Below are 24,819 nucleotides of genomic sequence, written 5' to 3' on the forward strand. Positions count from 1 at the left end.
CCATGCAAGCGATTGTCTGCCATGCCGCGAAAGACCTGCGTGTCGAGCCCGGCAACGAAGCGTTGCCGTTGTCTGCCGGCCAGTTGCGCGTTCGCGTTGCTCGCGGCGGTATCTGCGGCTCGGATCTTCACTACTACCAGCACGGCGGATTCGGTGCCGTTCGGCTGAAAGAGCCGATGGTCCTTGGCCATGAAATTTCGGCAGTCATCGAGGAAGTCGGCGATGCCCAGAGCGCTTTCAGCGTCGGGCAACGGATCTCCGTGTCGCCGTCACGGCCGTGCGGAGGCTGCAAATATTGTCACGAAGGCCTGCTCAACCATTGCCTGAACATGCGTTTTTACGGCAGCGCGATGCCGTTTCCGCACATTCAGGGCGCCTTCCGGGAGCACTTGGTGATCGAATCGGACCAGGCCCATGTGCTGGCGCCGACCACGACGCTGGCTGAAGGCGCCCTGGCCGAGCCCCTGTCGGTCGGGCTTCACGCGATCCAGCGCGCCGGCGGCGTGTTCGGCAAGCGCGTCCTGGTGACCGGCTGCGGCCCGATAGGCAACTTGCTGATCGGCAGCCTGCGCGCGGCGGGTGCGTTGCAGATTATTGCCGCAGATTTGAGCGACAGCGCGTTGGCCTGCGCGCGCCGCATGGGCGCCAGCGAAACCCACAATCTGCGCGACGAGCCCGAAGCACTGGCGCGCTATACCGCCGACAAGGGTTATTTCGACGTGATGTTCGAGGCCTCCGGCAGTGCGCAAGCCCTGCGCGATGGCCTGACCTGCATGCGACCGCGTGGGGTTGTGGTGACAGTCGGGCTCGGTGGCGATGTGGCAATTCCGCTGAACCTGGTGGTGGGCAAGGAAATCGACCTGCGCGGCACCTTCCGCTTCCATGCCGAGTTCGCCCAGGCGGTGGACTTGCTCAATCGCAAGGTGATCGACGTGACCCCGGTGATCTCCCACACCCTCGCGTTTCAGGACGCGGTCCAGGCGTTCGAACTGGCCGGGGACAAGCAGCAGGCGATGAAAGTCGTGCTGGATTTCGGGGTGCCGGACCAGTAACTAACGCTGCTCGCTTTGCGGTGTCACGCGTAGCACCTCTTCAACCGTCGTCAGCCCCGCCGCGACCTTTTGCGCGCCGGACAACCGCAGGCTGCGCATACCGTCCTTGAAGCCCTGGCGACGCAACGCCGTCAGGTCCAGGTCCGCCGTGATCAGCGACTTCACGGCGTCGGACATCAGCATGATCTCGTACACCCCCGCACGCCCGCGATAACCCGTGTCGCGGCACTCCGCGCAACCCACTGCCCGGTGCGCGCCGCTTGGCACGGGCGCCTGCCAAGGCCGCGTCAGGGTTTGCCAGTCGACCTCATCCATTTCGATCGGCGCCTTGCAGTGCGGGCAAAGCGTCCGCACCAGACGTTGCGCCATCACGCCGAGGATCGTCGCCTTGAGCAGATAATGCGGGACGCCCAGCTCCAGCAGACGGCTGATGGCGCTGGGCGCGTCGTTGGTGTGCAGCGTCGAGAGCACCAAGTGACCGGTCAATGCCGCCTGAATCGCCATTTCTGCGGTTTCCAGGTCGCGAATCTCGCCGATCATGATGATGTCCGGGTCTTGCCGCATCAGCGCGCGGACGCCGCTGGCAAAGGTCAGGTCGATGTTGTGCTGCACCTGCATCTGGTTGAACGCCGGCTCCACCATCTCGATCGGGTCCTCGATGGTGCAGAGGTTCACTTCCGAGGTCGCCAGCATCTTCAGGGTCGTGTACAGCGTGGTGGTCTTGCCGGAACCGGTCGGGCCGGTCACCAGAATGATGCCGTTGGGCTGCCGCGTCATGCCCTCCCAGCGACGCAGGTCATCGCCGGAGAATCCGAGCTGGTCGAAGTCCTTGAGCAGCACTTCCGGGTCAAAAATCCGCATGACCATTTTTTCGCCGAAGGCCGTGGGCAGCGTCGACAGCCGCAGCTCCACTTCGCCACCGTCAGGCGTCTTGGTCTTCACCCGGCCGTCCTGCGGCTTGCGCTTCTCGGCCACGTTCATCCGGCCCAGGCTTTTCAGACGGCTGGTGACAGCCATCGCCACCTGGGGCGGGAATTGATAAACGTTGTGCAGCACGCCATCGATGCGGAAACGGACGGTACCGGCTTCACGGCGAGGCTCGATGTGAATATCGCTCGCCCGCTGCTGGTACGCGTACTGGAACAGCCAGTCGACGATATTGACGATGTGCGCATCGTTGGCGTCCGGCTCCTGATCGCTGGCGCCGAGCTTGAGCAACTGTTCGAAGTTGCCCATGTTGCTGATTTTCTGATCGCTGGCGCTTGCGCCGCTGACCGATTTCGCCAGCCGATAAAACTCGACGGCCAGTTTCTGCACGTCGACAGGATTGGCGACGACGCGCTTGATCGGCATCTTCAGTACGTGGGTCAGGTCGGCTTCCCACGCACTCACGTAAGGCTGCGCGCTGGCGATGGTCACCGCATCGCGATCAACGTCCACCGCGAGAATCTTGTGGCGCTGGGCAAAGGCGTAGGACATCAACGGGGTCACGGCGGCGACGTTGATCTTCAGAGGGTCGATGCGCAGGTACGGCTGGCCGGCTTGCTCAGCCAGCCAGGCGGTCAGGGTTTCGAGGTCGAGTTTCTTGCCGGGCCGCTTGTGGTTGTCGAACTGCTGGGTGGCGATGAGTTCGAGCGGGTGGGCGTGGAGATTCTGCGCGGCTCGGCGCAGCGTGAGCGCATATTCGGCGTTGTCCTGATCGAGGTATCCCTGGGCGACAAGGTCACGCAGTACTTCGTTCAGATCCAGCCAGCGGTCCTGAGATGATGAGGCGAGGACGGACATGCGGGCTCCTTGGTACAAGACGGCTTACTTCGGTGTTGAGCAAGAGTAGTCCCAAGCGTGCCAGTTGTTGCGCCCTGCCGGTAGCGAAGCGTTGCCAATATTTTCGGAGCACTCAACTGGCGGCGAGTGAGACGGCCTCGGTTACGACGTGCAAATCGCCCATGGGTTCAAGTTCGACCGAGCAAACGCTGACGAGGTTGCGCATTTTTTCACCAATCACCTGAGCGCGGTGCGAAGTCATGCCACCCACCTCGACGCTCACCATCAGCATGCCTTCCTGCTGCAGCACGCTGACCTGTTGGGGAATCAGGTACTGCATCGCGAACAGGTTGAGCAGCCGGCAGAGTACGTCAGCTTCCGCTTCGGCAAGGATTTGGTATCGCGACAGGCCGTGAGCGTTGCTGACCGACCAGACGTCGTGGCGAAACGGAGCACCGCTGACGGTTTCGAAATGTGGCATGGGATACCTCCTGACAATCGCGTCGTTGCAATGGCGTTGAATGGCAGAAAGTTTTACACGCTGAAAAAGAAATTACTGGTCGAAGACGGGCTGTATTAGTCTCATCGAGACTTGTCTATGTTCAGTGGTCTTATTTCGGGAATTGATTATGCGGATTGAGCTGGATGCCTACGATCGGAAGATTCTGGCGCTCCTGCAGGAGGATGCATCGCTGTCCAGCGCGCAGATCGCCGAGCAGGTCGGCCTGTCGCAGTCGCCCTGCTGGCGGCGCATTCAGAGGCTCAAGGATGAAGGCGTGATTCGGCGGCAGGTGACACTGCTGGATCGCAAGAAAATCGGCCTGAACACGCAGATTTTTGCCGAGGTAAAACTCAACGCCCACGGTCGGTCCAATTTCACCGAATTCACCGAAGCGATCCGAGGCTTTCCCGAAGTGCTGGAGTGTTATGTGCTGATGGGGTCGGTGGACTTTTTGCTGCGCATCGTCACGCCGGATATCGAAGCGTACGAGCGATTCTTCTTCGAAAAGCTCTCGCTGGTACCGGGGATCCAGGAAGTGAATTCGACAGTGGCGCTGTCGGAAATCAAATCGACGACGAGCTTGCCGATCAACAGATAGGGTGCCAATCCCGCGCTTCGTGCATTTAGTGGGACCGGCTTCAGCCGGGAATGCGTCGGTAGGCACGCCGCAAAACTGCGGGTGCTGCAACTGGCCTCTTCCCGGCTAAAGCCGTTCCTACGAAACCGCGTCAGCCGGTCTACCAACCGCGCCAGCCGTCCCATCCGTACGTCGTCTTACAACTTCAACAATGTCTTCCACGCCCGGCTTTGCAGGACGGTGATGGTTTGCTGGGCGCGGGCATCGAGGATTTCATCGGTGATGTCCAGATGCGCCAGTTGTTCGAGCTTGTTCAGCTCGCCGTACAAGCGATCCAGCTCAGGCAGGTCGAGGGCCTGGCGGGCGTAATGCAGCCACACCTGAATGCGCTCGATGCGTGGCAACTGCTCGGCCAGATCTTCCGGCTGCTGCTGGTAGCGCGGCAGGTTCAGCGCGGTCGCCTCATCACCGAGGAAACGCGGTACCCAACTGCTGAGCATCGCGTGGCCCTGACGATTGCCACGGTTGTTGCGCTCGACCGTCCAGCTGCGCGCCATCAACCAGCGCGACGTGGTCAGCGAGAACAGGCCCCAACGGGTGTCCTGCAGCTCTTCGATGAACTGCTCATGGGCAGCGGCGCGTACATCGCCATCTTCCTGGCCGGCGAGCACCAGCGTGCGCCAGTCTTCCAGCAAGGCGTCCAGCGCGGCACGCAGGTCATGGGTCGTGGCACGCGGAGCGGCTTGACCGAGGCTGCCGGCCAGCGCGCGCAGTTCAGCGAGCACTTCGACCCACTCCTGCAACAGGCTCCAGTGACCGTTGAACCGGTATTGCTCGGCCAGACGCTGGCTGCTGCCGAGCAGGAACCAGGCGATGGCGCTGAACGCGTCGTCTACCGAGAGTTCGCCATGCAGCTCGGGCGTTGGCAATTTGATGGAGTAGCTGCTGGCGTCGAACAGACGATAGCCACGTTCGGCCTTGCTGATATCACAGGGCATCAGCGGCAGTTTTTCGGCCAGCTCTGCGGCCAGTTCCAGCAGCGCGGCAGGATCGCCTTCGCGCAATTCCAGTTCCAGCTCGCAGATTTCTTCCTGCTGCTTGCCGGCAACCACCTTGCCCAGGTCCAGCGCTGCCTCGATCACCACCTTGGACTTGCCACGGCCCCAGGCGATTTCCGCTTTCTCGCGGACGAAATCAGTGGTGAACACCGGTTTGATGGTTTTCTTGTCCAGATCCGCCAGTTGCTCGGGCCAGCATTCGCCGTCGAGCTTCTTCAGGTCCAGCTTGGCTTTGGGCACATCCCAGTTGTATTCGTTACGCTCGGACAGGCCTGCGACGCTCTGGCCGCGGGTCTTGAGGGTCTGAATGATGGCGTCGCCATCGCGGCGCAGGCGCAGCGCAACTTTGGCATGGGCCAGCTCGCGCTCGGGAGTGTCGAAATACTGATTGAACAGCTCCAACCGCTCCCAGCCACCCTTGTTGCGCTTCTTCAGCAACGGGTGCTCGCGCAGGGCTATGAGGGTTTCGCGGCTGACGCGGAGTTTGATTTCGGTTTCTTTCTGCATGGCCGGAGAATCCAAACGCTCTATCGCTGATAACAGGGGTCGCAGCCGGAATCGACACAGCTGCGTGGGCCGTGCAGTGTACAGGACATCAACCGTGACAGTTTATTCATGCGGGGCAATCGACCTATGATGGTCCGCGTGTCGCACCCCATCACCGGAGTCGCCTATGCCGTTGCCGTCCATGAAAGACCAGTTCGCCGCCCTGATCGCCGCGCCATCTGTGAGCTGTACGCAGCCTGCGCTCGACCAGTCCAATCGCGCCGTCATTGATCTGCTGGCAAGCTGGCTGGGCGATCTTGGTTTCGCCTGCGACATCCAGCAGGTGAGCCCCGGCAAGTTCAATCTGCTGGCCACCTTCGGCACCGGCCCCGGCGGGTTGGTGCTGGCGGGCCACAGCGATACGGTCCCTTACGACGATGCATTGTGGAAAACCGATCCACTGAAGCTGACCGAAGTTGACGGCAACTGGGTAGGACTGGGCAGCTGCGACATGAAGGGCTTCTTCGCCTTGGCCATCGAAGCGCTGCAGCCACTGCTCGATCAGCCGTTCAAGCAGCCGCTGATCATCCTCGCGACCTGCGACGAAGAAAGCTCAATGGCCGGAGCCAAGGCGTTGGCTGCGGCGGGCGGTGTGCTGGGGCGCGCGGCAGTTATCGGCGAGCCGACCCGTCTCAAGCCGGTCCGCCTGCACAAAGGCGTGATGATGGAGCGCATAGAGATTCTCGGCCGCAGCGGTCACTCCTCGGACCCGAGCCTGGGGCGCAGCGCCCTTGAAGCCATGTACGACGCCATCGGCGAGCTGAAAGGCCTGCGCCGACAGTGGCAGGAGCAATACCGCAATCCGCAGTTCAGCGTTCCGCAACCGACCCTGAACTTCGGCTGCATCCATGGCGGCGACAACCCGAACCGGATCTGCGGGCAGTGCTCGCTGGAGTTCGACCTGCGCCCGCTGCCGGGCATGGACCCTGAAGTGCTGCGTGCCGCGATCCGGCAGAAACTGCAGCCCGTCGCCGAGCTGCATCAGGTGCAGATCGACTATGCGCCGCTGTTTTCGGAAGTGTCCCCCTTTGAAGAAAGCGCCGATGCGGAACTGGTGCGAATCGCAGAGCGTCTGACCGGTCATACGGCCGAAGCGGTGGCATTTGGCACCGAAGCGCCTTATCTTCAGCGCCTTGGTTGCGAAACCATCGTGATGGGGCCCGGGGACATTGCCTGTGCGCACCAGCCCGGTGAATATCTTGAAATGTCACGTTTGCAGCCTACAGTGCGTCTGTTACGTCAATTGATCGAACATTACTGCCTGGCTACCCCTTGAGTGCGCCCACGTGCTGCTGGAGTCAGGCCCTGTCTAAGAATGATCCGAAAAGGAGAGTACGCGTGTTGCGATGCCTGTTCCGACGATAAAGCTCATGCCGTCTTGAGTGTTTCCACCCTTCGTCCATCCACTACAGGCTCCTTTCGGATATGCCCGATTACGTCAATTGGCTCCGCCACGCGTCTCCCTACATCAATGCCCACCGGGATTGCACCTTCGTCGTCATGCTTCCCGGTGACGGCGTAGAACACCCGAACTTCGGCAACATCGTCCACGACCTTGTGTTGCTGCACAGCCTCGGCGTACGCCTCGTGCTGGTTTACGGCTCCCGCCCGCAGATCGAAAGCCGCCTGCAAGCGCGCGGCCTGACGCCGCATTTCCATCACGACATGCGCGTGACCGATTTCGCCACGCTCGAATGTGTGATCGACGCCGTTGGCGCCCTGCGCATTGCCATCGAAGCGCGTCTGTCGATGGACATGGCTGCTTCACCGATGCAGGGCTCGCGGTTGCGCGTGACGGGCGGCAACTTTGTCACGGCGCGTCCGATCGGCGTCCTTGAAGGCGTCGATTTCCAGCACACCGGCGAAGTACGCCGCATCGACCGCAAGGGCATCAGCCGGCTGCTCGACGAACGCTCTATCGTGCTGCTGTCGCCGTTGGGGTATTCGCCCACTGGCGAGATCTTCAACCTGGCCTGCGAAGACGTTGCGACGCGCGCGGCCATTGACCTGGGTGCGGAAAAGCTGCTGCTGTTCGGTGCCGAGTCAGGCTTGCTGGACGAGCAGGGCCGATTGGTCCGTGAGTTGCGTCCGCAACAGGTTCCCGCGCACCTTCAGCGCTTGGGCAGCAACTACCAGGCGGAGCTGCTGGATGCGGCGGCTCAGGCCTGTCGCGGCGGTGTGGCGCGCAGCCATATCGTCAGCTATGCCGAAGACGGCGCGCTGCTCTCCGAGCTGTTTACACGCACGGGCGGCGGCACACTGGTGGCGCAGGAGCAATTCGAACTGGTGCGCGAAGCGTCGATCGGCGACGTCGGCGGGCTGATGGACCTCATCACGCCGCTGGAAGAGCAGGGGATTCTCGTGCGTCGTTCGCGGGAAGTGCTGGAGCGTGAAATCGAGCAGTTCAGCGTGGTCGAGCGTGAGGGCCTGATCATCGCCTGCGCAGCGCTGTATCCGATTGCCGATTCCGAAGCGGGTGAGCTGGCGTGTCTGGCAGTGAACCCCGAGTATCGCCACGGTGGGCGCGGCGATGAGCTGCTTGAGCGCATTGAAGAACGCGCCCGGGCGCTGGGGCTGAAAACCCTGTTCGTCCTTACGACGCGTACTGCGCACTGGTTCCAGGAGCGCGGTTTCGAGGCCAGCAGCGTTGACCGCCTGCCGAGCGCCCGTGCGTCGCTGTACAACTATCAGCGTAATTCGAAGATTTTCGAGAAGGCTATCTAAGCAAAGCGCGCGAGGGTCTGCCGCTTCGCGAGCAGACCCTCGCTACAACATCTTGCACAGCGTAGCGTCAGTTGCTGATCGCCAGAATGCTCGCCTGATACGCGCCCACAAACGTATCGAAATCCACTTTCTCTTCGGTCTGTTCCAGTTCCGCTTGCTGAGCCAGGGACTCGCGCGCCTTGCTTTCGAAGTGCGTCTGGTCCTCGGCACTCAGCGGATTGCTGCGGAAATGATCAGCGTGAACCTGCGACTGGCGCAGCGAGAAAGCCGTGAAGCCTTCCTTGTGCTCGGTCATCGCCGCCAGCACTTGTGCCGAAGGCGTCAGAGAGGCGTCCGCCACTTTTGCCCGCTGGACGTCCAGCGACTTGACGTGCTCATCCGTGCCCTGGCTGGCGTCGAGCAGTTCGCAGATCGGCCTGATCGTGTCCAGCATCTCGTTGGCCCAGACTTTCAGGTCGATCGTCGTGTCGTTGCGGTTCAGTTGCAGGCCGGGACGACGACCTTCCTTGACCACGGTCAGGAAGTTCGTGCTGGCGTTGCCGCATTCATTGCTCGCCAGCTGCGGGCTGTCGTGCAGCGCGCAGTACAGGATGAATGCATCAATGAAGCGCGATTGCTGAAGGTCGATGCCCACCGGCAGGAACGGGTTGATGTCCAGGCAGCGGACTTCCACGTACTGCACGCCGCGCGCGACCAGCGCCTGAATCGGGCGCTCACCTGAGTAGGTGACGCGTTTCGGGCGGATCGTTGAGTAGTACTCGTTCTCGATCTGCAGCACGTTGGTGTTGAGCTGAATCCACTCGCCATCCTTGTGCGTACCGATTTCGACATAAGGCGCGTAGGGCGTTGCCACCGCACGGCGAAGGCTGTCGGTGTACGTGATCAAGTCGTTGTAGCAAGGCGTCAGGTCCGCCTGGGCATTGCTCTGGTAACCCAGATCGCTCATCCGCAGGCTGGTGGCGTAAGGCAGGTACAGCGTTTCGGCGTCGAACTGCTCAAGCTGATGGGAACGGCCGCGCAGGAAGCTGGCGTCCAGCGCCGGCGACGCGCCGAACAGGTACATCAGCAGCCAGCTGTAACGACGGAAGTTGCGGATCAGGCCGATGTAGCTCTCGGATTGGAAATCGCGGTCATCGCCTTCGAATTTCGCGTCCTGCTTGAGCACGGGCCAGATAGCTTCGGGCAAGGAGAAGTTGTAATGAATGCCGGCGATGCACTGCATGGTCTTGCCGTAACGCAAGGCAAGGCCCTGACGGTACACGTACTTGAGCTTGCCGATGTTGGACGTGCCGTAATAGGCGATCGGGATATCTGCCTCAGCCGGCAGCGGGCACGGCATCGAAGGGCTCCAGATGTACTCGCTGCCCAGTTTGCTGTACGCGAAGCGGTGAATCTTATCCAGGCTTTCCAGCGTGTCAGCCGGGTTGGCCAGGGCCGGAGTGATGAACTCCAGCAGCGACTCGGAGTAATCGGTGGTGATTTGCTCGTTGGTCAGCGCCGCGCCCAGTGCTTCCGGGTGCGGGGTTTGCGCCAGACGGCCTTCGCCCGTAACGCGCAGGCATTCACGCTCGATGCCGTGCAAGCACTTCTCCAGAAGGGAGAGGTTGGAGTGCTCGCCAAGCAGAGTCAGGCGGCGGTTGAGAAGTTCGCTCAAGTTGGAATCCTTCACGCGTCAGTCGGCCCTATATGGGGGCGATATGGCGGTCTACAAGGGTGAAGAAAGGAACTGGCGTTTTCGCCTCGTCGATGGCCCTAACGCCGATGCCCGTCGCTGATCGTTCCTACAAGGAAATCAGAAAATTTCGACACTGCTGAACAGTGCCGAAATTAACTCATAACGCTATCGGACAGCTAGACGATCGCGAACGTGCCCTGCGCTTTGGCAACCAGCTTATCGTTCTGGCGAACGTCGGCTTCGACCACCAGCGTTCGGCGTCCGGCATGCAGCACCGTGCTGGTGCAGATGACTTCGCCCTCGGCCACGGCGCGCATGTAATTGATTTTGCATTCCACGGTAACGCTTTGCTTGTCGAAGCCGTGGGCGCTGGAGCAGGCCAGGCCCATGGTGATGTCGACCAGGCTGAACAGCGCGCCGCCATGCATGACGTTGCCGCGATTGCGCAGGTGTGGCTCCAGCGGCAACGCCACCACGGCAACGCCTTCGTCCAGTTTCACTACCCGGCAGCCGAGCGTCTTGAAATAGGCGCTCTGAGTCAGTTCGTCAGGGATATCCATCAGCGCTTCTTCAGTTGCTTGGCGTTGGCGAACAGCGACGCCATCGGGTTATTGCTCGGCGCCGGGGTCGAGGCTTCCTTGCGAAGGGTATTGCTTTGCTGCTGACGCGGCGCTGCTCCCGGACGGGCACCGCGAGCGCCATCGACTTTCTCGCCCGGCGTGTCGCTCATGCGCATCGACAGACCGACGCGCTTGCGCGGGATGTCCACTTCCATCACCTTGACCTTCACCACATCGCCGGCTTTGACCGCCTCGCGAGGGTCCTTGATGAACTTCTCCGAAAGCGCGGAGATGTGCACCAAACCGTCCTGATGAACGCCGATATCAACGAATGCGCCAAAGTTGGTGACGTTGGTGACCACGCCTTCCAGGATCATGCCCGGCTGAAGATCCTTCAAGTCTTCAACGCCGTCCTGGAACTCAGCGGTCTTGAACCCCGGACGTGGATCGCGGCCCGGTTTTTCCAGCTCTTGAAGGATGTCGGTGACGGTCGGCAGGCCGAAGGTTTCGTCTGTGAATGTCTTCGGGTCGAGACGCTTCAGGAAGGCAGCGTCGCCGATCAGCGAACGGATGTCGCGATCGGTCTGGGCGGCGATGCGCTGCACCAACGGGTACGCCTCAGGGTGAACGGCTGACGAATCCAGCGGGTTGTCGCCGTTCATGACCCGCAGAAAGCCTGCGGCCTGTTCGAAGGTCTTCTCGCCCAGACGCGGGACTTTCTTCAATGCCGCACGGGTCTTGAACGCGCCGTTCTGGTCGCGGTGGGCAACGATGTTCTGCGCCAGGGTGGTGTTCAAGCCGGAAATCCGAGCGAGCAGGGCGACGGATGCGGTGTTCACGTCCACACCCACGGCGTTCACGCAGTCTTCCACCACCGCGTCGAGGCCGCGGGCCAGTTTGAGCTGCGACACGTCATGCTGGTATTGGCCGACGCCGATGGATTTCGGGTCGATTTTCACCAGTTCGGCGAGGGGGTCCTGCAAGCGGCGTGCGATGGAGACGGCGCCACGGATCGAAACGTCGAGGTCCGGGAATTCCTTGGCGGCGAGTTCCGACGCCGAGTACACCGAAGCGCCCGCTTCAGAGACCATGACTTTGGTCATCTTCAAGCCTGGATACTTTTTGATCAGATCGCCGGCCAGCTTGTCAGTCTCGCGGCTGGCGGTACCGTTGCCGATCGCGATCAGGTCAACCGAATGTTTGGCGCACAGGGCCGCGAGCACGGCGATGGTCTGATCCCACTGGTTTTTCGGTACATGGGGGTAGACCGTGGCGTAGTCCAGCAGCTTGCCGGTGCTGTCGACCACGGCGACCTTGCAACCGGTGCGCAGGCCCGGATCGAGGCCCAGCGTGGCGCGTGGTCCCGCCGGTGCGGCCAGCAACAGGTCGTGCAGGTTGTGAGCGAATACGTTGATCGCTTCGGTTTCGGCACCTTCGCGCAGCTCGCCGAGCAGGTCGGTTTCGAGGCTGGAGTACAGCTTGACCTTCCAGGTCCAGCGCACGACTTCGGCCAGCCACTTGTCCGCAGGACGGTTCTGATTCTGCAGGCCGAAGCGCTCGCTGATCATCATTTCGCACGGGTGCAGGGTGCCGGGCAGCTCTTCGCCGACTTTCAGCGCCGAGCTCAGCACGCCCTCGTTGCGACCCCGGAAGATCGCCAGCGCACGGTGCGACGGCATGCTCTTGAGCGGCTCGTCGTGTTCGAAGTAATCGCGGAACTTGGCGCCTTCTTCCTCTTTACCCGGTACCACACGGGCACTGATCACGGCTTCGTGCTTGAGGAAACTGCGCAGCTTCTCCAGCAGCGTCGCGTCTTCGGCGAAGCGCTCCATCAGAATGTATTTGGCGCCTTCGAGCACGGCCTTGACGTCGGCGAAGCCTTTTTCGGCATCGACGAAGCGCGAAGCTTCGGTTTCCGGGGTCAGGGTTGGATCATTGAAGATGCCGTCGGCCAGCTCACCCAGGCCGGCTTCCAGTGCGATCTGGCCTTTGGTGCGGCGCTTCTGCTTGTACGGCAGGTACAAGTCTTCAAGGCGGGTCTTGGTGTCGGCGAGCTTGATCTCGCGCGCCAGTTCAGGGGTCAGCTTGCCTTGCTCTTCGATGCTGGCAAGGATGCTGATGCGGCGCTCGTCGAGTTCGCGCAGGTAGCGCAGGCGCTCTTCCAGATGACGCAGTTGCGTGTCATCGAGGCTGCCAGTGACTTCCTTGCGGTAACGAGCGATGAAAGGCACCGTTGAGCCTTCATCCAGTAGCGCGACGGCCGCTTCGACCTGTTGCGGGCGGACGCCGAGTTCCTCGGCGATGCGGCTGTTGATACTGTCCATAAAACCACCTGGCAAATGTGTGTGCATTAAATCAGCGGCTGGCGAACCGCCTTGAACGAGCGTTGCCTGACCTTGAAGGCGGCGCATTATACCCAGTGAGCCCTGAATAGGGGATCGGCCCGTCGATACGCCGGTTTCAGCCCGCGCAGCCGCGGCGAATCGCCCTCAAGTGACTGAGCGAGAGCACCCATGTGGATTCAGGAAAAATCTGCTAACAATGCACACGGTGCGCATAACTGCAGCTACGCCATAATGCGCGCCGAGATCAAAGGAGCTTCCAATGAGCAGCACTGCACAAACGGCTGAAGGCGAGAAAATCCTCATCGTTGACGATGACCCGGGCTTGAGCAGCCTGCTAGAGCGCTTTTTCAACAGCAAGGGCTACCGCGCCCGGGCTGTGCCCAACGTGGAGCAAATGGATCGGCTGCTGGCGCGCGAAGTGTTCCACCTCGTGGTGCTGGACCTGATGCTGCCGGGCGAAGACGGCCTGTCCGCCTGCCGCCGTCTGCGCGCCGCGAACAATCAAGTCCCCATCGTCATGCTGACCGCCAAGGGCGACGAGCTCAGCCGCATCAAGGGCCTCGAGCTCGGCGCCGATGATTACCTCGCAAAACCTTTCAATCCTGACGAATTGATGGCCCGCGTCCGCGCGGTGCTGCGTCGTCAATCCGCACCCGTACCCGGCGCACCCGCCACGGAAGACGAAACCGTCACTTTCGGCGACTACGCTCTGTCGCTCGCCACCCGCGAGCTCAAGCGGGGCGACGAAGTACACATGCTCACCACCGGTGAATTCGCCGTGCTGAAGGCACTCGTCATGCATGCGCGTGAGCCGCTGACGCGGGACAAACTGATGAATCTGGCCCGTGGCCGCGAGTGGGACGCGCTGGAGCGCTCCATCGACGTCCAGATCTCCCGCCTGCGTCGTCTGATTGAAGTGGACGCTGCCAAGCCGCGTTACATTCAGACGGTCTGGGGAGTGGGTTATGTTTTCGTGCCAGATGGTGCCAACAAGCAGTAGCAGCAAGTTCGACGGTAACCTGCCGGGCCTGTCTCACGCCCGCCTACGTTAGCCAGTCACCTCGATGTTCGCGAAAGCGGCCATTGGCGTGGCTGGTTTTTGCTGTGTCATGTGTTCCGCAAATTCGCGAGCCCGGCTCGCTTCCGCAAAGTGTGTAGCTGCTGTTATGAAGACACCGCTCTGGTTCCCGCAAAGTTTTTTCTCCCGCACGCTGTGGTTGGTGCTCATTGTCGTGCTGTTTTCGAAGGCGCTGACCCTCGTCTATTTGCTGATGAACGAGGATGTTCTGGTCGATCGCCAATACAGCCACGGCGTTGCACTCACTTTGCGGGCTTACTGGGCGGCCGACGAGAGCGACCGGCAGACCATCGCCGACGCCGCCGGGCTGATCCGCGTGGTGGGTGGCGGCGTACCGGAAGGCGAGCAGCACTGGCCGTATTCCGAAATCTACCAACGGCAGATGCAGGATGAACTGGGCGCGGACACCGAAGTGCGTCTGCGTGTCCACGCGCCTCCTGCGCTGTGGGTGAGGGCGCCGAGTCTCGGCGATGGCTGGCTGAAAGTGCCGCTGTACCCGCATCCGTTGCGCGGGCAGAAAATCTGGAGCGTGTTGGGCTGGTTTCTGGCGATCGGCTTGCTCTCGACGGCTTCGGCGTGGATCTTCGTCAGCCAGCTCAATCAGCCGCTCAAGCGCCTGGTTTTTGCCGCACGCCAGCTGGGGCAGGGCCGCAGCGTGCGGTTGCCGGTGGGCGACACGCCCAGCGAGATGACCGAGGTTTACCGGGCGTTCAATCAGATGGCCGAAGACGTTGAGCAGGCCGGGCAGGAGCGCGAGCTGATGCTGGCCGGGGTGTCCCACGATTTGCGAACGCCGCTGACGCGTTTGCGCCTGTCACTGGAATTGATGCCGACCAACAACGAATTCATGGAAGGCATGGTTCGCGACATTGAGGACATGGACGCCATCCTCGACCAATTCCTGGCATTTATTCGGGACGGGCGCGATGAAGAGGTCGAAGAAGTCGATCTGGTCGAGCTGGTCCACGAAGTGGTGGCGCCGTACAACAACCCGGTCGAGCAGGTCCGGCTGTGCCTGGAGTCCATTCCGCCGTTCCCGCTGCGACGGGTTTCCATGAAGCGGCTGCTCAACAACCTTATTGGCAACGCGATGCACCATGCCGGTGACGGCGTTGAAGTGGCGGCCTATGTTTCCGGCGACAGCGGTGCGCCCTACGTGGTGCTGAGCGTGCTGGATCGGGGTATGGGGATTGATCCGTCGGAGCTGGAGGGCATTTTCAATCCCTTCATCCGTGGTGACCGCGCCCGAAGTGGCAAGGGGACGGGGCTTGGCCTGGCGATCGTCAAGCGCATTGCAGCGATGCACGGCGGCAATGTCGAGTTGCGTAATCGTTCGGGAGGCGGGCTGGAGGCCAGGGTTCGGTTGCCGTTGGGGCTGTTGCTGCCGCGGGATGCCGATTGACTCGTTACTGATTCTGCCTGGGGGCCATGGGCGAGTGACGTGCTCGCGACCAAAGCCTCCGTGCAGAAACGGGCTTAAGCGTTAGCCCTTGCCCTTGGTGCGGGTCATGTGCGGCCCGCCGTTTTTCTCGATGTACTCGATGATTATCCCCGCGACATCCTTGCCGGTAGTGGTTTCAATGCCTTCAAGACCTGGCGACGAGTTCACTTCCATCACCAATGGCCCGTGATTGGAGCGCAGGATGTCGACACCCGCGACACTCAGGCCCATGACCTTGGCGGCCCGAATGGCCGTCATGCGTTCTTCGGGGGTGATCTTGATCAGGCTGGCGGTGCCGCCTCGATGCAGGTTGGAGCGGAATTCCCCGGGCTTCGCCTGACGCTTCATCGACGCAATGACCTTGTCACCCACCACGAAGCAGCGGATGTCCGCGCCACCGGCTTCCTTGATGTACTCCTGCACCATGATGTCCTGCTTCAGACCCATAAAGGCCTCGATCACGGACTCGGCCGCCGTTGCGGTTTCGCACAGCACCACGCCGATGCCTTGCGTGCCCTCGAGCACCTTGATCACCAGCGGCGCGCCGTTGACCATCTGGATCAGGTCAGGGATGTCATCCGGTGAGTGAGCAAAGCCGGTGACGGGCAAGCCAATGCCGCGTCGCGACAACAGCTGCAGCGAGCGCAACTTGTCACGGGACCGCGCGATAGCGACGGATTCGTTGAGCGGGAACACGCCCATCATTTCAAACTGACGCAGCACGGCGCAGCCGTAGAAGGTCACGGAAGCGCCGATGCGCGGTATCACCGCATCAAAGCCTTCCAGGGGTTTTCCTCGGTAGTGAATCTGCGGCTTATGACTGGCGATGTTCATATAGGCGCGCAGGGTATCGACCACCACGACCTCGTGGCCGCGCTGAATGCCCGCTTCGACCAGACGACGAGTTGAATACAGACGCGGGTTTCGCGAAAGCACAGCGATCTTCATGCAGCACCTGTGGCAGAGAGATTTGAAGCCGGGAAGACCGGCTTGTCCTGAATATAAGTAACACCCGGATTGACCACCAACTGGCCGTCAATCAGGGCTTTGGAACCGAGCAGCAACCGGTAGCGCATGGCCTTGCGGCAGGCCAGCGTGAACTCAACCGGCCAGACCCTATCCCCCAGCGCCAGTGTCGTGCGAATGACGTAGCGAACCTGAGCGTGGCCGTTGGAGCTTTTGATGGTTTTCATCGCCACCAGTTGTGCCTCGCAGCGACGATGACGCAGCTGCACCACCGTCCCCAGATGCGCGTTGAAGCGCACCCATTTTTCGCCGTCCCGTTCGAACGGCTCGATTTCAGTCGCGTGCAGGCTGGAGGTGCTGGCCCCGGTGTCGATTTTCGCGCGCAGCCCGGCAACGCCCAGATGGGGCAGCGCCACCCATTCGCGGAGGCCGATGACGGTCAGATGATCAAATGTTTTCAAAGCGTTTCCGTTCGTTTACACGTTTTGCCAGGCACCGGCGTCGATGTGCGCCAGCGCCTGGAATGCAGGCTTGGCGAACCAGTAGCCCTGCATGAGGTAAATGCCGCAGTCGGCGAGGAAGTCTCGTTCGCCTGCATGTTCGATGCCTTCGGCGATCACTGTAACGTTCAGGTCCGTACACATTGTGACAATGCCGCGCACGATGGCCTGCCGTGCGGGATCCAGATGGACGTTGCGCACCAGCGCCATGTCGAGCTTGATCAGGTCAGGCTGAAAGTCGGCAAGCAGGGTCAGTCCCGAATGCCCGGCACCGAAGTCGTCGATAGCGGTTTTGAAGCCAAACTGGCGGTACTCGCGAAGGATGTTAGTGAGGTGGCTGTTGTCACACACATGCTCGGTTTCGACGGTCTCGAAGATCAGCCGGCCAAGCGGAAAATTGTGGGCGCGAGCCGCTTCAAGGGTGCTGCGAATGCACAGTTCAGGGCGATACACCGCGTTGGGCAGGAAGTTGATCGACAAGTATTCGTCCACTCCCAGCCGGGCGGCAGTTGAAATCGCGCGTGTTCGGCACAATTGATCGAAACGGTAACGGTTGGTGTGGTCCACCCGATTCAGTACAGACAGGGCACCTTCGCCGTTGACGCCCCGTACCAACGCCTCGTGAGCGAACACCGAGCGGTTGCGGACGTCCACGATTGGCTGATAGGCGAATTCAAATTCGAAATCCAGCGCGGCGCTTTCTCTGCAGCCCTGGCACCCACCGGTCAATGACGTAGGGAAGTCTGTCACGTCGTTCTCCTGAAGCCGGTGCTTTAGTCTTGGGGGGCAGTGTAAACGAGGGTGGCGGTTACTGCGTCCCCGGCGTGACGTAGTACGGTTCTGACCATTACGCGATTGAGGAATTCAGATGACACAGAAGTCAGACGAGGACGACAAAGTCCGTCTGGACAAATGGCTTTGGGCGGCGCGCTTCTTCAAGACGCGTGCGCTGGCAAAAGCCGCCATTGAAAGCGGCAAGGTTCATTGCCGGGGCGAACGTTGCAAGCCGGGAAAAGAGCCGCGCGTAGGTGACGAGTTCCAGATCAGAGCGGGCTTCGATGAGCGGACCGTGGTGGTTCAGGCGTTGTCGATTGTCCGCCGTGGCGCCCCGGAGGCTCAGCTGCTGTACAGCGAAACGCCGGAGAGCCTCGCCAAACGCGAACAAGCCGCCGAGATGCGCAAGGCCGGAAGCCTGGGCGTGACCACCGACGGCAGGCCGACCAAAAAGCAGCGTCGGCAATTGTTTCATTTTCGTTCGGGTGACGACTGACGATCTCGCCGCTTTCCGGGATCGTGGGTTAATCGACCCCGGGCTGCTCGGTAGCAACGGGCAGCTTACAAATGAGAGCCCTGCTTCATGATGCTCAGGCATTTGATCAGCGGCAGGCGGCCCAACACATTGAAGACCGGCGCGGTCAGTCGAAACACGAAGGCGGTAGCAGTGGCCGCGAACGGGGTGTAGCAACTCCAGCCCAGCGCGAGCAACGCGATCATCACGCCGCCGATGTAGTCGTCCTGACCCCAATGCGCGCCGGCGACCAGGCGCGGCATCATGAACAGGAACGCCAGCGCCCAGATGACGACACGTTGGCCGACGGTGCGGCTGTAGACGCTCATGAACATCGCCCAGATCAGCAGCACCGAAGCGTGGTCACCCGGGAAGCTCTGGCTGGAACGGTCCTTGAGCTGCCACTTGTCTTCAAGCCCCGGGAATATGTCGCTGAGCTTGATGGCATCAGGGATCATCATCGAGGCGCTGTCGTGTTGCAGCGCGCTGTGGTCGATGATTTTGGAAAACACCGTGCGGATGATCAGCAGCAGGATCAGCGTCAGCACGAAGCCGATCAGCGCGGCACGGGTTTGCAGGGATTTGAACACCCAGTCGCCCTTTATAAGCAGCGTCAGAAGAATCAGGCCGACGACGATATCGAAGGGTCGCATGCTGGCAACCGTCCAGGTCCACAACCACGCCTTGTTTTGCTCAAGCGGGCGGTTCAGTACGTGAAACAGGCCTTCATCGAAATGCGTGAATGCCGCGTGGCCCGTGGGCCAGATCCACAGCAGCAGCAATGCCAGCGCCACCAGATTGCACAGCAAGAATTTTTTGACGTTCCACTTGGGTTGGAACAACGCGGGATAGTCCATAAAATGCCCCCATCGGCATGACAGTGCACCAAGCGGTGCTAAACCGCGCTTTATAGGCGCTTGTCATCATTTTGTCATCCATTCAGATACCTTCTCCTATGCCAGACTTTCCGGATACCGATTACACCCAGCGCTTCATCTTCGACGAGAGCGACGTTCGCGGCGAGCTCGTGGCCCTTGAGCGTAGCTACGCCGAAGTACTTGCCAAACACCCGTATCCCGAGCCAGTCGCTCAGCTGCTCGGCGAAATGCTCGCCGCCGCTGCGTTGTTGGTGGGCACGCTGAAGTTCGACGGTCTGCTGGTTCTGCAGGCGCGGTCGCTTGGGCCGGTGTCCCTGCTGATGGTCGAGTGCTCCAGCGAGCGTGAGTTGCGCGGCATTGCGCGCTACGACGAAAGCCTGGTCAAGCCGGACGCCACGCTGCTCGACCTGATGCCCAACGGCGACTTGACCATGACCATAGACCCGCGTCAGGGCAAGCGCTACCAGGGCATCGTGGGCTTGGACGGCGTCGACTTGTCGGCGTGTCTGTCCGAGTATTTTGTGATGTCAGAGCAACTGCCTACGCGCTTCTGGATCAAGGCCGACGGCAAGCGCGCACGTGGGCTGCTGCTGCAACAGTTACCGGCCGAGAAGCTGAAAGATCAGGATGAGCGCGAAGCCAGCTGGCAGCACGTCAATGTGCTGGTCGACACCCTGACCGCCGAAGAATTGCTCAGCCTGACCAACGAAACCGTGTTGAAACGGCTGTTCCACGAAGACGTCGTGCGCATGTTCGACGTCCAGCCGCTGGTGTTCCGTTGCAGCTGCTCGCGCGAACGTTCTGGCAATGCGTTGGTCAGTCTTGGTCTGGAAGATGCACAGCAGTTGGTGATCGAGCATCACGGTGCGGTGGAGATCGACTGCCAGTTCTGCAATCAGCGCTATCTGTTCGATGCAACCGATGTAGCGCAGCTGTTTGCAGGGGGTGGGGTGGATACCCCTTCCGATACCCGCCATTAATGTAGTGCGGGTCCTGCGCTGAAAGCTTTCCGCCCGGCCCGCTTGACTCTTCTTCATGTAGTTCTGACAGGAGGGCCCTACCTTTTTTGGGCTTTTCTGGCATAATCCGGCCACTTTTTAGCTGTAGTAGTGTTGGTTTTTCTACTACAAAACGTTTGGAGCACTCGGCCATCGAGCCGACGGGGAATCTCATGACGCAAGCCAATAACGCCGTTCACACCGATCTCAGTGTCGACGATCTGGTTAAAGAAGCCCTCAAACGCGAAGAAGGCGTGCTGTCCGATACTGGCGCACTCGTCGTGGAAACAGGCCACCGCACAGGCCGCTCGCCTGTCGACCGCTTCATCGTAGACGAACCCTCTACTCAGGCCGCAATCGCCTGGGGCCCGATCAACCGCAAGTTCCCGGCCGACAAGTTCGACGCCCTGTGGGCGCGTGTCGAGGCGTTCAACAACGCCCAGGAACACTTCGTTTCCCACGTGCACGTAGGCGCAGCCGAAGACCACTACCTGGCGGTCAAGATGACCACCCAGACGGCCTGGCAGAACCTGTTCGGTCGCTGCCTGTTCATCAATCCGGCCCAGTACAACCCGGCCGGTCGTGAAGAATGGCAAGTGCTCAACGTGGCTAACTTCGAGTGCGTGCCCGAGCGTGACGGCACCAACTCCGACGGTTGCGTCATCATCAACTTCGCCCAGAAGAAGGTCCTCATTGCCGGTATGCGTTACGCCGGTGAAATGAAGAAAGCCATGTTCTCGGTGCAGAACTTCCTGTTGCCGGCCTCCGACGTGCTGCCAATGCACTGCGCGGCCAACATCGGTGAAGACGGCGACGTGACGCTGTTCTTCGGTCTGTCCGGCACCGGTAAAACCACGCTGTCCGCCGACGAGACCCGTTACCTGATCGGTGACGACGAACACGGCTGGGGCGAAGGCGTTGTCTTCAATATCGAAGGCGGTTGCTATGCCAAGTGCATCGACCTCTCCGAGAAGAACGAGCCGGTTATCTGGAAGGCCATCAAGCACGGCGCCGTCCTGGAAAACGTGGTGCTGGACGCAGCCGGCCATGCCGACTATGCCGACAGCAGCCTGACTCAGAACAGCCGCGCCGCTTACCCGCTCGAGCACGTTGAAAAGCGCTCCGAGAAGAACCTGGGCGGCGAGCCAAACGCGGTGATCTTCCTGACCTGCGACCTGACCGGCGTGCTGCCACCCGTGTCGATCCTCAGCGAAGAACAAGCGGCCTACCACTTCCTGTCGGGTTACACCGCACTGGTCGGCTCCACTGAAATGGGTTCGGGCGCTGGCATCAAGTCGACGTTCTCCACCTGCTTCGGCGCACCGTTCTTCCCGCGTCCTGCTGGCGAATACGCAGAGCTGCTGATCAAGCGTATCCGCGGTTTCGGCTCCAAGGTCTATCTGGTCAACACCGGCTGGACCGGCGGCGGCTACGGTGTCGGCAAGCGCTTCAACATTCCGACCACCCGTGGCGTCATCGCGGCCATCCAGAGCGGCGCGTTGATCGGTGCAGAAACCGAGCACCTCGACACTGTTAACCTGGATGTCCCGACTTCCGTGCCGGGCGTCGAAACCGGCCTGCTCAACCCCCGCAATACCTGGGCTGACAAAGCGGCGTACGACGAAGCAGCCAAAGCACTGGCCGGCCTGTTCATCGAGAACTTCAAGAAGTTCGACGTGAGCGACGCGATCAAGGCAGCGGGCCCGAAGCTGTAAGATCGGCGCCTGCTAAAAAGAAACCGCCCTTCGGGGCGGTTTTTTTATGCCTGCGCGATAGCTAGCCGTCCGCCTTCGTCGTCGATGGAAAGTCCTGGGTGATGTCGAAGCTGCCCTTCGCCACCACGCTCTTCGCGTTACACAGCCTGGCGTCGAACCCCGGGTGGCGCTCGCCATGCTCGGCGGCATACGCAGCGGCTTCCCGGGTGCATTCGTCGGTGGGCTGCTCAGGGGAAAGCGCGGCATTGAATTGAAACGTACCGATCAACCGATAGCGGTCGAGCAGTTTGTTGGGGGAGGTGAGTTTCTCGATTTTGCTGAAGACGAGCTGGACGTTGCTGTTATTACCACCTTTGTCCGTATCGAAATACTGATAGTACGAACCGGTGTCGTATGACGCGCTGTTTTCATCATGGGCAACTTCGACGCGGCCTCCTTGAAACATGATCGCCTTCTTTTCCTGATCAGGGTTGTCGAAGGAGAACCCGAGAATCGGCCCGATGCTCACCTCATTGCGGTCGCCCTCGGCTTCCTGATCCGCGCTCAGCGTCAGCCAGTTGGAACCGGGCAGTTTGCCGGGCAAGAAGCCCACGGCTACTTGATCGCCTCTTGCCTCGTAGTGAAGGTTCAGCGCTCCGCTTACCTCGACGCTCATGACCTTTTGCAGGGGCGATGCACTCGCGGTTGCCGCGTTGGTCGTCTTGGCATCATCGCCGCAGCCCGAAAGAAGAGCGGCTGCAGCGGCGAGAAACAGCGGAAACAGGCTGGTATGTGTTCGCGGGGCTGCTTGAGGCATGGTGTTCCGTCCGTAATCGCTGCGGGTTTCTTTGACCTTAGCTCCCTATGACCGCATAAAACGCTTGCGGGTCAATGCAGCGATGACAAAAAGCGGGACGAAGAAGCCGCCCTTATGGGCGGCTTCCGCAGGAATTCTGTTTTTCACCAGCGTAGCGCTCAGCAGGAGGCCATTGGCGATGGACGGGAAAGCCATGTAAATGCGCTAGTCGCCCTTGTTATGAACTGCAGGTTTTGTCAGCAGATGTCCTTGTAGGCGCTATGCCCTTTTGCGAGGCTTGCCGCCAAGCCTTCCGCGGGCTTAAACGGCGTGCCTGCGACCATGCTGAAGCCAGTTGCTTTATTCGCGTAACTGACATGACGTTCAGCTTTATAGTCTTCAAACAAAACGGTGTACGAGTTTTTGCGCATTTTGATGAACTCGGCTTCGTGCATCACGATACTTTGATGCAGCTTGCCAATCTCGATAGCCGACAAGTTGAGTTTTCGCTGGAGCTTAGTTCCCCATCGGGTCAGGCATGCTTCGGCGTAATGTCGCACCAGCTTGCCAGGCTCTGTCAGGTCGCCTGGCCCACTTGCGCCCGTGAGCGAAGCGTTACCCACCAGCGTAGCGTGACGTCCGGCCATGGGATATATGCTGACTTTGGTCTTGGGGTCTGTCTTCGGAATGATGCAAGAGAACCCTTTGGAGCGTTCATCGCGGGCATAGAAGCCTACATATTCTTTAACGTTGCTACCGAGAGAAACTTTTTCAGGCTGATAATTCAGTGGGCCGGGCACTGGGTCGACCGCAAAGATATTGACCGGGATTTGACGTGTGACCGGATTGGCCATCAGCGCATTGGCGAGCATGTGGCAACTGACGCCGCCCCGACTCCAGCCCACCAGATTGATTTGTTTTGGAATCAAGCCGCCTTTTCTCAGGTTCTTGATCAGTTGTTGCTGGAGTTCCTGCGGGCTGATGCGATTACCGTAGTCGTATTGCCGCCAGAACCAGGAGCCATGCGCCTGAGCGTCGGGGATAGGCACGTCGGCTTTTTTGAGACGCAGGTAGTCAGCTTCTGAAAGTTTGGTTCTTTGCCAATCGAATTTGCCATGAACGATGTTGACGGCATGCTGCACATTCTCATGCCAGCCTTTGCCGAATGCGGTGCCAGACCAGCCAAACCCTTTGGATTCGGTGAACAGTTCATCGGCCTGCATGTTGCCGCTACCCGGCCCGTCGATGACAATCCACTCGGCGAACTCGTGACCGTCGATGTTGTTCGCCAATGTAGCGACCAACTCACCGTTCCAGTAGTTCTTGTTCAAGTTGTCGTATTTGGTAGAGCCGGTACCGCAAAAGAAAATTGTAAATGTTGTCATGTTTCTAGCCTCGTTGGTTGATAGGTCTGACGAGGTTAGAAGACGGTTTGAGAACATGTCGGCTGCTGTTGTTACTGCGTGTTAGTTAATAAGCACTGATGGGTTTCTCGGCACGTCAGTTGATCACCTATCAGGCGGAATATTCCCGGGCCGCCGTGCAGTATTGCTCTTGCGCCAGTTTGTTTTTGTCGCTCTTGTCTTTGGCGACGCGTTTGCTCCAATCGCTGCACATGTCTTTGAAGTAGGGTACGGCGGCGCGGCGGCATTCACGGTGTTCGACACTGTCGGCCAAGAAGTTCATGCAGACACTGTTGGTTTCAATGTGGTTGTTGGAAATGCGATAGCGGGCTTCGTAGCGGTTGCGGCCGTCAATTTCGCGGATGAACACGCCCGCTACTTCGTAGCGTCGCGCGGGCTCCGTTTTGGGTTTGGCGGCGGCAGCCTTGTAGTTCGCCATGTAACGATCTGAAACCATGCCTTGGGGTCGAGTGACTTGGGAGTCGTTGGCCTGAGCTTCACCGAAGCGGCAATTGATGACGTCCCGGTCGATGACATTGCCGTCTTTCAGGCAGGCGTCGAGCGGCCGCGCCGTGGCGGGCTGGGAAACTTCGACCTTGGGGGCGATATAAACCACTTGTTCGACGTTGCGTACCTGAGCGACGGGCTCTGGGTCAGGCTCGCTGACCACCTCAGCGATGGGCGGCGCAGGGATGACCGTTGCTGCCGGCTTGGGCGTGCGAAACATCTGCGCGATCAGAAAGAGGATGGCTATCAGCAGTGCCAGGCAGATCAAAAGGCTGCTCAACGGCCAATTGCTTTTGCCTGATGCAACACTGCTTCGGGTGGGATGAGAACCGAGCACGACGTCGAACTGACCGGGTGCCAGCCGCTGCATGGTGAGTCCGTCATCCTCGGGCTGCGGTGTGGTGGGTTGCATTGCCTCTCCTTGGCGAATCTTCTGACGTAGACGGGGTTACCGCCGAACGGGCTGT

23 protein-coding genes are annotated in these 24,819 nt (G+C 60.5%); 9 read left to right on the forward strand and 14 right to left on the reverse strand.

What is annotated here, in order from left to right; translation table 11 throughout:
* Window positions 1–2 precede the first annotated feature (2 nt).
* A complete protein-coding gene (locus AC07RO_RS18490; RefSeq protein ID WP_495086760.1) occupies window positions 3–1,052 on the forward strand; it encodes an L-idonate 5-dehydrogenase in 1,050 nt (349 codons plus the stop codon).
* Here the strand turns inward: AC07RO_RS18490 and tfpB are convergent, their stop codons facing one another.
* Window positions 1,053–2,837, reverse strand: a complete 1,785-nt coding sequence (gene tfpB, locus AC07RO_RS18495; RefSeq protein WP_192171353.1) for a type IV pilus assembly ATPase TfpB — start codon at window positions 2,835–2,837, stop codon at window positions 1,053–1,055.
* A gap of 112 nt (window positions 2,838–2,949) precedes the next feature.
* Window positions 2,950–3,297, reverse strand: a complete 348-nt coding sequence (locus AC07RO_RS18500; RefSeq protein WP_495086761.1) for an ACT-like domain-containing protein — start codon at window positions 3,295–3,297, stop codon at window positions 2,950–2,952.
* Window positions 3,298–3,445: 148 nt separating this feature from the next.
* Here AC07RO_RS18500 and AC07RO_RS18505 point away from each other — a divergent pair, with 148 nt between their 5' ends.
* Window positions 3,446–3,916: an Lrp/AsnC family transcriptional regulator gene (locus tag AC07RO_RS18505; RefSeq protein WP_192171351.1), complete on the forward strand. Its 471-nt coding sequence runs from the start codon at window positions 3,446–3,448 to the stop codon at window positions 3,914–3,916.
* 176 nt (window positions 3,917–4,092) lie between these two features.
* Here the strand turns inward: AC07RO_RS18505 and AC07RO_RS18510 are convergent, their stop codons facing one another.
* Complete coding sequence (locus AC07RO_RS18510; protein ID WP_495086762.1) at window positions 4,093–5,460, reverse strand: CYTH domain-containing protein; 1,368 nt, start codon at window positions 5,458–5,460, stop codon at window positions 4,093–4,095.
* Between the two features lie 166 nt (window positions 5,461–5,626).
* Between AC07RO_RS18510 and argE the strand changes: the two genes are divergently transcribed.
* Both argE and argA read left to right on the forward strand, forming a co-directional pair.
* Window positions 5,627–6,775, forward strand: a complete 1,149-nt coding sequence (argE, locus tag AC07RO_RS18515) for an acetylornithine deacetylase (RefSeq protein ID WP_346628089.1) — start codon at window positions 5,627–5,629, stop codon at window positions 6,773–6,775.
* A 149-nt stretch (window positions 6,776–6,924) separates the two neighbouring features.
* Window positions 6,925–8,223, forward strand: coding sequence for an amino-acid N-acetyltransferase (argA, locus tag AC07RO_RS18520; protein WP_192171348.1), 1,299 nt, complete (start codon window positions 6,925–6,927; stop codon window positions 8,221–8,223).
* A 67-nt stretch (window positions 8,224–8,290) separates the two neighbouring features.
* Here the strand turns inward: argA and gshA are convergent, their stop codons facing one another.
* From gshA to AC07RO_RS18535, 3 genes are all read right to left on the reverse strand, one after another.
* Window positions 8,291–9,877, reverse strand: coding sequence for a glutamate--cysteine ligase (gene gshA / locus AC07RO_RS18525; RefSeq protein ID WP_423571899.1), 1,587 nt, complete (start codon window positions 9,875–9,877; stop codon window positions 8,291–8,293).
* A gap of 197 nt (window positions 9,878–10,074) precedes the next feature.
* Complete coding sequence (locus tag AC07RO_RS18530) at window positions 10,075–10,458, reverse strand: PaaI family thioesterase (RefSeq protein WP_192171346.1); 384 nt, start codon at window positions 10,456–10,458, stop codon at window positions 10,075–10,077.
* On the reverse strand, window positions 10,458–12,782 hold the full coding sequence (locus AC07RO_RS18535) for a Tex family protein (protein ID WP_495086763.1): 2,325 nt from the start codon (window positions 12,780–12,782) through the stop codon (window positions 10,458–10,460). The genes AC07RO_RS18530 and AC07RO_RS18535 overlap by 1 nt, the downstream gene beginning before the upstream one ends.
* Window positions 12,783–13,062: 280 nt before the next feature.
* On the opposite strand from AC07RO_RS18535, the gene ompR reads away from it, so the two are divergent.
* Together ompR and AC07RO_RS18545 are read left to right on the forward strand one after the other, a co-directional pair.
* The gene (ompR, locus tag AC07RO_RS18540) at window positions 13,063–13,803 is read left to right on the forward strand and encodes an osmolarity response regulator transcription factor OmpR (protein ID WP_495086764.1); all 741 of its coding nucleotides are present in this window, start codon (window positions 13,063–13,065) and stop codon (window positions 13,801–13,803) included.
* A 166-nt stretch (window positions 13,804–13,969) separates the two neighbouring features.
* Window positions 13,970–15,283, forward strand: a complete 1,314-nt coding sequence (locus tag AC07RO_RS18545) for an ATP-binding protein (RefSeq protein ID WP_192171344.1) — start codon at window positions 13,970–13,972, stop codon at window positions 15,281–15,283.
* 81 nt (window positions 15,284–15,364) lie between these two features.
* Here AC07RO_RS18545 and rimK read toward each other — a convergent pair whose 3' ends face one another.
* Genes rimK through rimA form a run of 3 tightly spaced genes read right to left on the reverse strand, consistent with a single transcriptional unit; the run spans window position 15,365 to window position 17,538 of the window.
* On the reverse strand, window positions 15,365–16,270 hold the full coding sequence (gene rimK, locus AC07RO_RS18550) for a 30S ribosomal protein S6--L-glutamate ligase (protein ID WP_065987438.1): 906 nt from the start codon (window positions 16,268–16,270) through the stop codon (window positions 15,365–15,367).
* On the reverse strand, window positions 16,267–16,749 hold the full coding sequence (gene rimB / locus AC07RO_RS18555) for a retropepsin-like aspartic endopeptidase RimB (protein ID WP_065987437.1): 483 nt from the start codon (window positions 16,747–16,749) through the stop codon (window positions 16,267–16,269). Before rimB ends, rimK begins: the two co-directional genes overlap by 4 nt.
* A 15-nt stretch (window positions 16,750–16,764) precedes the next feature.
* Complete coding sequence (gene rimA / locus AC07RO_RS18560) at window positions 16,765–17,538, reverse strand: S6 modification regulatory phosphodiesterase RimA (protein ID WP_346629480.1); 774 nt, start codon at window positions 17,536–17,538, stop codon at window positions 16,765–16,767.
* A gap of 118 nt (window positions 17,539–17,656) precedes the next feature.
* Between rimA and AC07RO_RS18565 the strand changes: the two genes are divergently transcribed.
* A complete protein-coding gene (locus AC07RO_RS18565; RefSeq protein ID WP_065987435.1) occupies window positions 17,657–18,058 on the forward strand; it encodes an RNA-binding S4 domain-containing protein in 402 nt (133 codons plus the stop codon).
* Window positions 18,059–18,123: 65 nt separating this feature from the next.
* Here the strand turns inward: AC07RO_RS18565 and AC07RO_RS18570 are convergent, their stop codons facing one another.
* A complete protein-coding gene (locus AC07RO_RS18570) occupies window positions 18,124–18,933 on the reverse strand; it encodes a phosphatase PAP2 family protein (RefSeq protein ID WP_282365757.1) in 810 nt (269 codons plus the stop codon).
* 98 nt (window positions 18,934–19,031) lie between these two features.
* Between AC07RO_RS18570 and hslO the strand changes: the two genes are divergently transcribed.
* Together hslO and AC07RO_RS18580 are read left to right on the forward strand one after the other, a co-directional pair.
* A complete protein-coding gene (gene hslO, locus AC07RO_RS18575) occupies window positions 19,032–19,934 on the forward strand; it encodes an Hsp33 family molecular chaperone HslO (protein ID WP_192171341.1) in 903 nt (300 codons plus the stop codon).
* 191 nt (window positions 19,935–20,125) lie between these two features.
* On the forward strand, window positions 20,126–21,667 hold the full coding sequence (locus AC07RO_RS18580) for a phosphoenolpyruvate carboxykinase (RefSeq protein ID WP_282365755.1): 1,542 nt from the start codon (window positions 20,126–20,128) through the stop codon (window positions 21,665–21,667).
* A gap of 61 nt (window positions 21,668–21,728) precedes the next feature.
* Here the strand turns inward: AC07RO_RS18580 and AC07RO_RS18585 are convergent, their stop codons facing one another.
* The 4 genes from AC07RO_RS18585 to AC07RO_RS18600 form a co-directional block, all read right to left on the reverse strand.
* The gene (locus AC07RO_RS18585; protein WP_495086765.1) at window positions 21,729–22,463 is read right to left on the reverse strand and encodes a hypothetical protein; all 735 of its coding nucleotides are present in this window, start codon (window positions 22,461–22,463) and stop codon (window positions 21,729–21,731) included.
* Window positions 22,464–22,508: 45 nt separating this feature from the next.
* Complete coding sequence (locus AC07RO_RS18590; RefSeq protein WP_192171338.1) at window positions 22,509–22,658, reverse strand: hypothetical protein; 150 nt, start codon at window positions 22,656–22,658, stop codon at window positions 22,509–22,511.
* A 41-nt stretch (window positions 22,659–22,699) separates the two neighbouring features.
* A complete protein-coding gene (locus AC07RO_RS18595) occupies window positions 22,700–23,827 on the reverse strand; it encodes a hypothetical protein (protein ID WP_346628084.1) in 1,128 nt (375 codons plus the stop codon).
* 130 nt (window positions 23,828–23,957) lie between these two features.
* Window positions 23,958–24,764 carry a hypothetical protein gene (locus AC07RO_RS18600; RefSeq protein ID WP_346628083.1) on the reverse strand — a complete coding sequence of 269 codons (807 nt, stop codon included), beginning with the start codon at window positions 24,762–24,764 and terminating at the stop codon, window positions 23,958–23,960.
* Window positions 24,765–24,819: the final 55 nt, after the last annotated feature.

This window comes from Pseudomonas sp. GW821-FHT07F05, assembly GCF_059418765.1.

Bases quoted from the DNA above. Each gene is read 5' to 3' on its own strand.
- AC07RO_RS18490 (WP_495086760.1), top strand. From the start codon at position 3: ATGCAAGCGATTGTCTGCCATGCCGCGAAAGACCTGCGTGTCGAGCCC.
- tfpB (WP_192171353.1), bottom strand. From the start codon at position 2,837: ATGTCCGTCCTCGCCTCATCATCTCAGGACCGCTGGCTGGATCTGAAC.
- AC07RO_RS18500 (WP_495086761.1), bottom strand. From the start codon at position 3,297: ATGCCACATTTCGAAACCGTCAGCGGTGCTCCGTTTCGCCACGACGTC.
- AC07RO_RS18505 (WP_192171351.1), top strand. From the start codon at position 3,446: ATGCGGATTGAGCTGGATGCCTACGATCGGAAGATTCTGGCGCTCCTG.
- AC07RO_RS18510 (WP_495086762.1), bottom strand. From the start codon at position 5,460: ATGCAGAAAGAAACCGAAATCAAACTCCGCGTCAGCCGCGAAACCCTC.
- argE (WP_346628089.1), top strand. From the start codon at position 5,627: ATGCCGTTGCCGTCCATGAAAGACCAGTTCGCCGCCCTGATCGCCGCG.
- argA (WP_192171348.1), top strand. From the start codon at position 6,925: ATGCCCGATTACGTCAATTGGCTCCGCCACGCGTCTCCCTACATCAAT.
- AC07RO_RS18530 (WP_192171346.1), bottom strand. From the start codon at position 10,458: ATGGATATCCCTGACGAACTGACTCAGAGCGCCTATTTCAAGACGCTC.
- AC07RO_RS18535 (WP_495086763.1), bottom strand. From the start codon at position 12,782: ATGGACAGTATCAACAGCCGCATCGCCGAGGAACTCGGCGTCCGCCCG.
- ompR (WP_495086764.1), top strand. From the start codon at position 13,063: ATGAGCAGCACTGCACAAACGGCTGAAGGCGAGAAAATCCTCATCGTT.
- AC07RO_RS18545 (WP_192171344.1), top strand. From the start codon at position 13,970: ATGAAGACACCGCTCTGGTTCCCGCAAAGTTTTTTCTCCCGCACGCTG.
- rimK (WP_065987438.1), bottom strand. From the start codon at position 16,270: ATGAAGATCGCTGTGCTTTCGCGAAACCCGCGTCTGTATTCAACTCGT.
- AC07RO_RS18565 (WP_065987435.1), top strand. From the start codon at position 17,657: ATGACACAGAAGTCAGACGAGGACGACAAAGTCCGTCTGGACAAATGG.
- AC07RO_RS18570 (WP_282365757.1), bottom strand. From the start codon at position 18,933: ATGGACTATCCCGCGTTGTTCCAACCCAAGTGGAACGTCAAAAAATTC.
- hslO (WP_192171341.1), top strand. From the start codon at position 19,032: ATGCCAGACTTTCCGGATACCGATTACACCCAGCGCTTCATCTTCGAC.
- AC07RO_RS18580 (WP_282365755.1), top strand. From the start codon at position 20,126: ATGACGCAAGCCAATAACGCCGTTCACACCGATCTCAGTGTCGACGAT.
- AC07RO_RS18585 (WP_495086765.1), bottom strand. From the start codon at position 22,463: ATGCCTCAAGCAGCCCCGCGAACACATACCAGCCTGTTTCCGCTGTTT.
- AC07RO_RS18590 (WP_192171338.1), bottom strand. From the start codon at position 22,658: ATGGCTTTCCCGTCCATCGCCAATGGCCTCCTGCTGAGCGCTACGCTG.
- AC07RO_RS18595 (WP_346628084.1), bottom strand. From the start codon at position 23,827: ATGACAACATTTACAATTTTCTTTTGCGGTACCGGCTCTACCAAATAC.
- AC07RO_RS18600 (WP_346628083.1), bottom strand. From the start codon at position 24,764: ATGCAACCCACCACACCGCAGCCCGAGGATGACGGACTCACCATGCAG.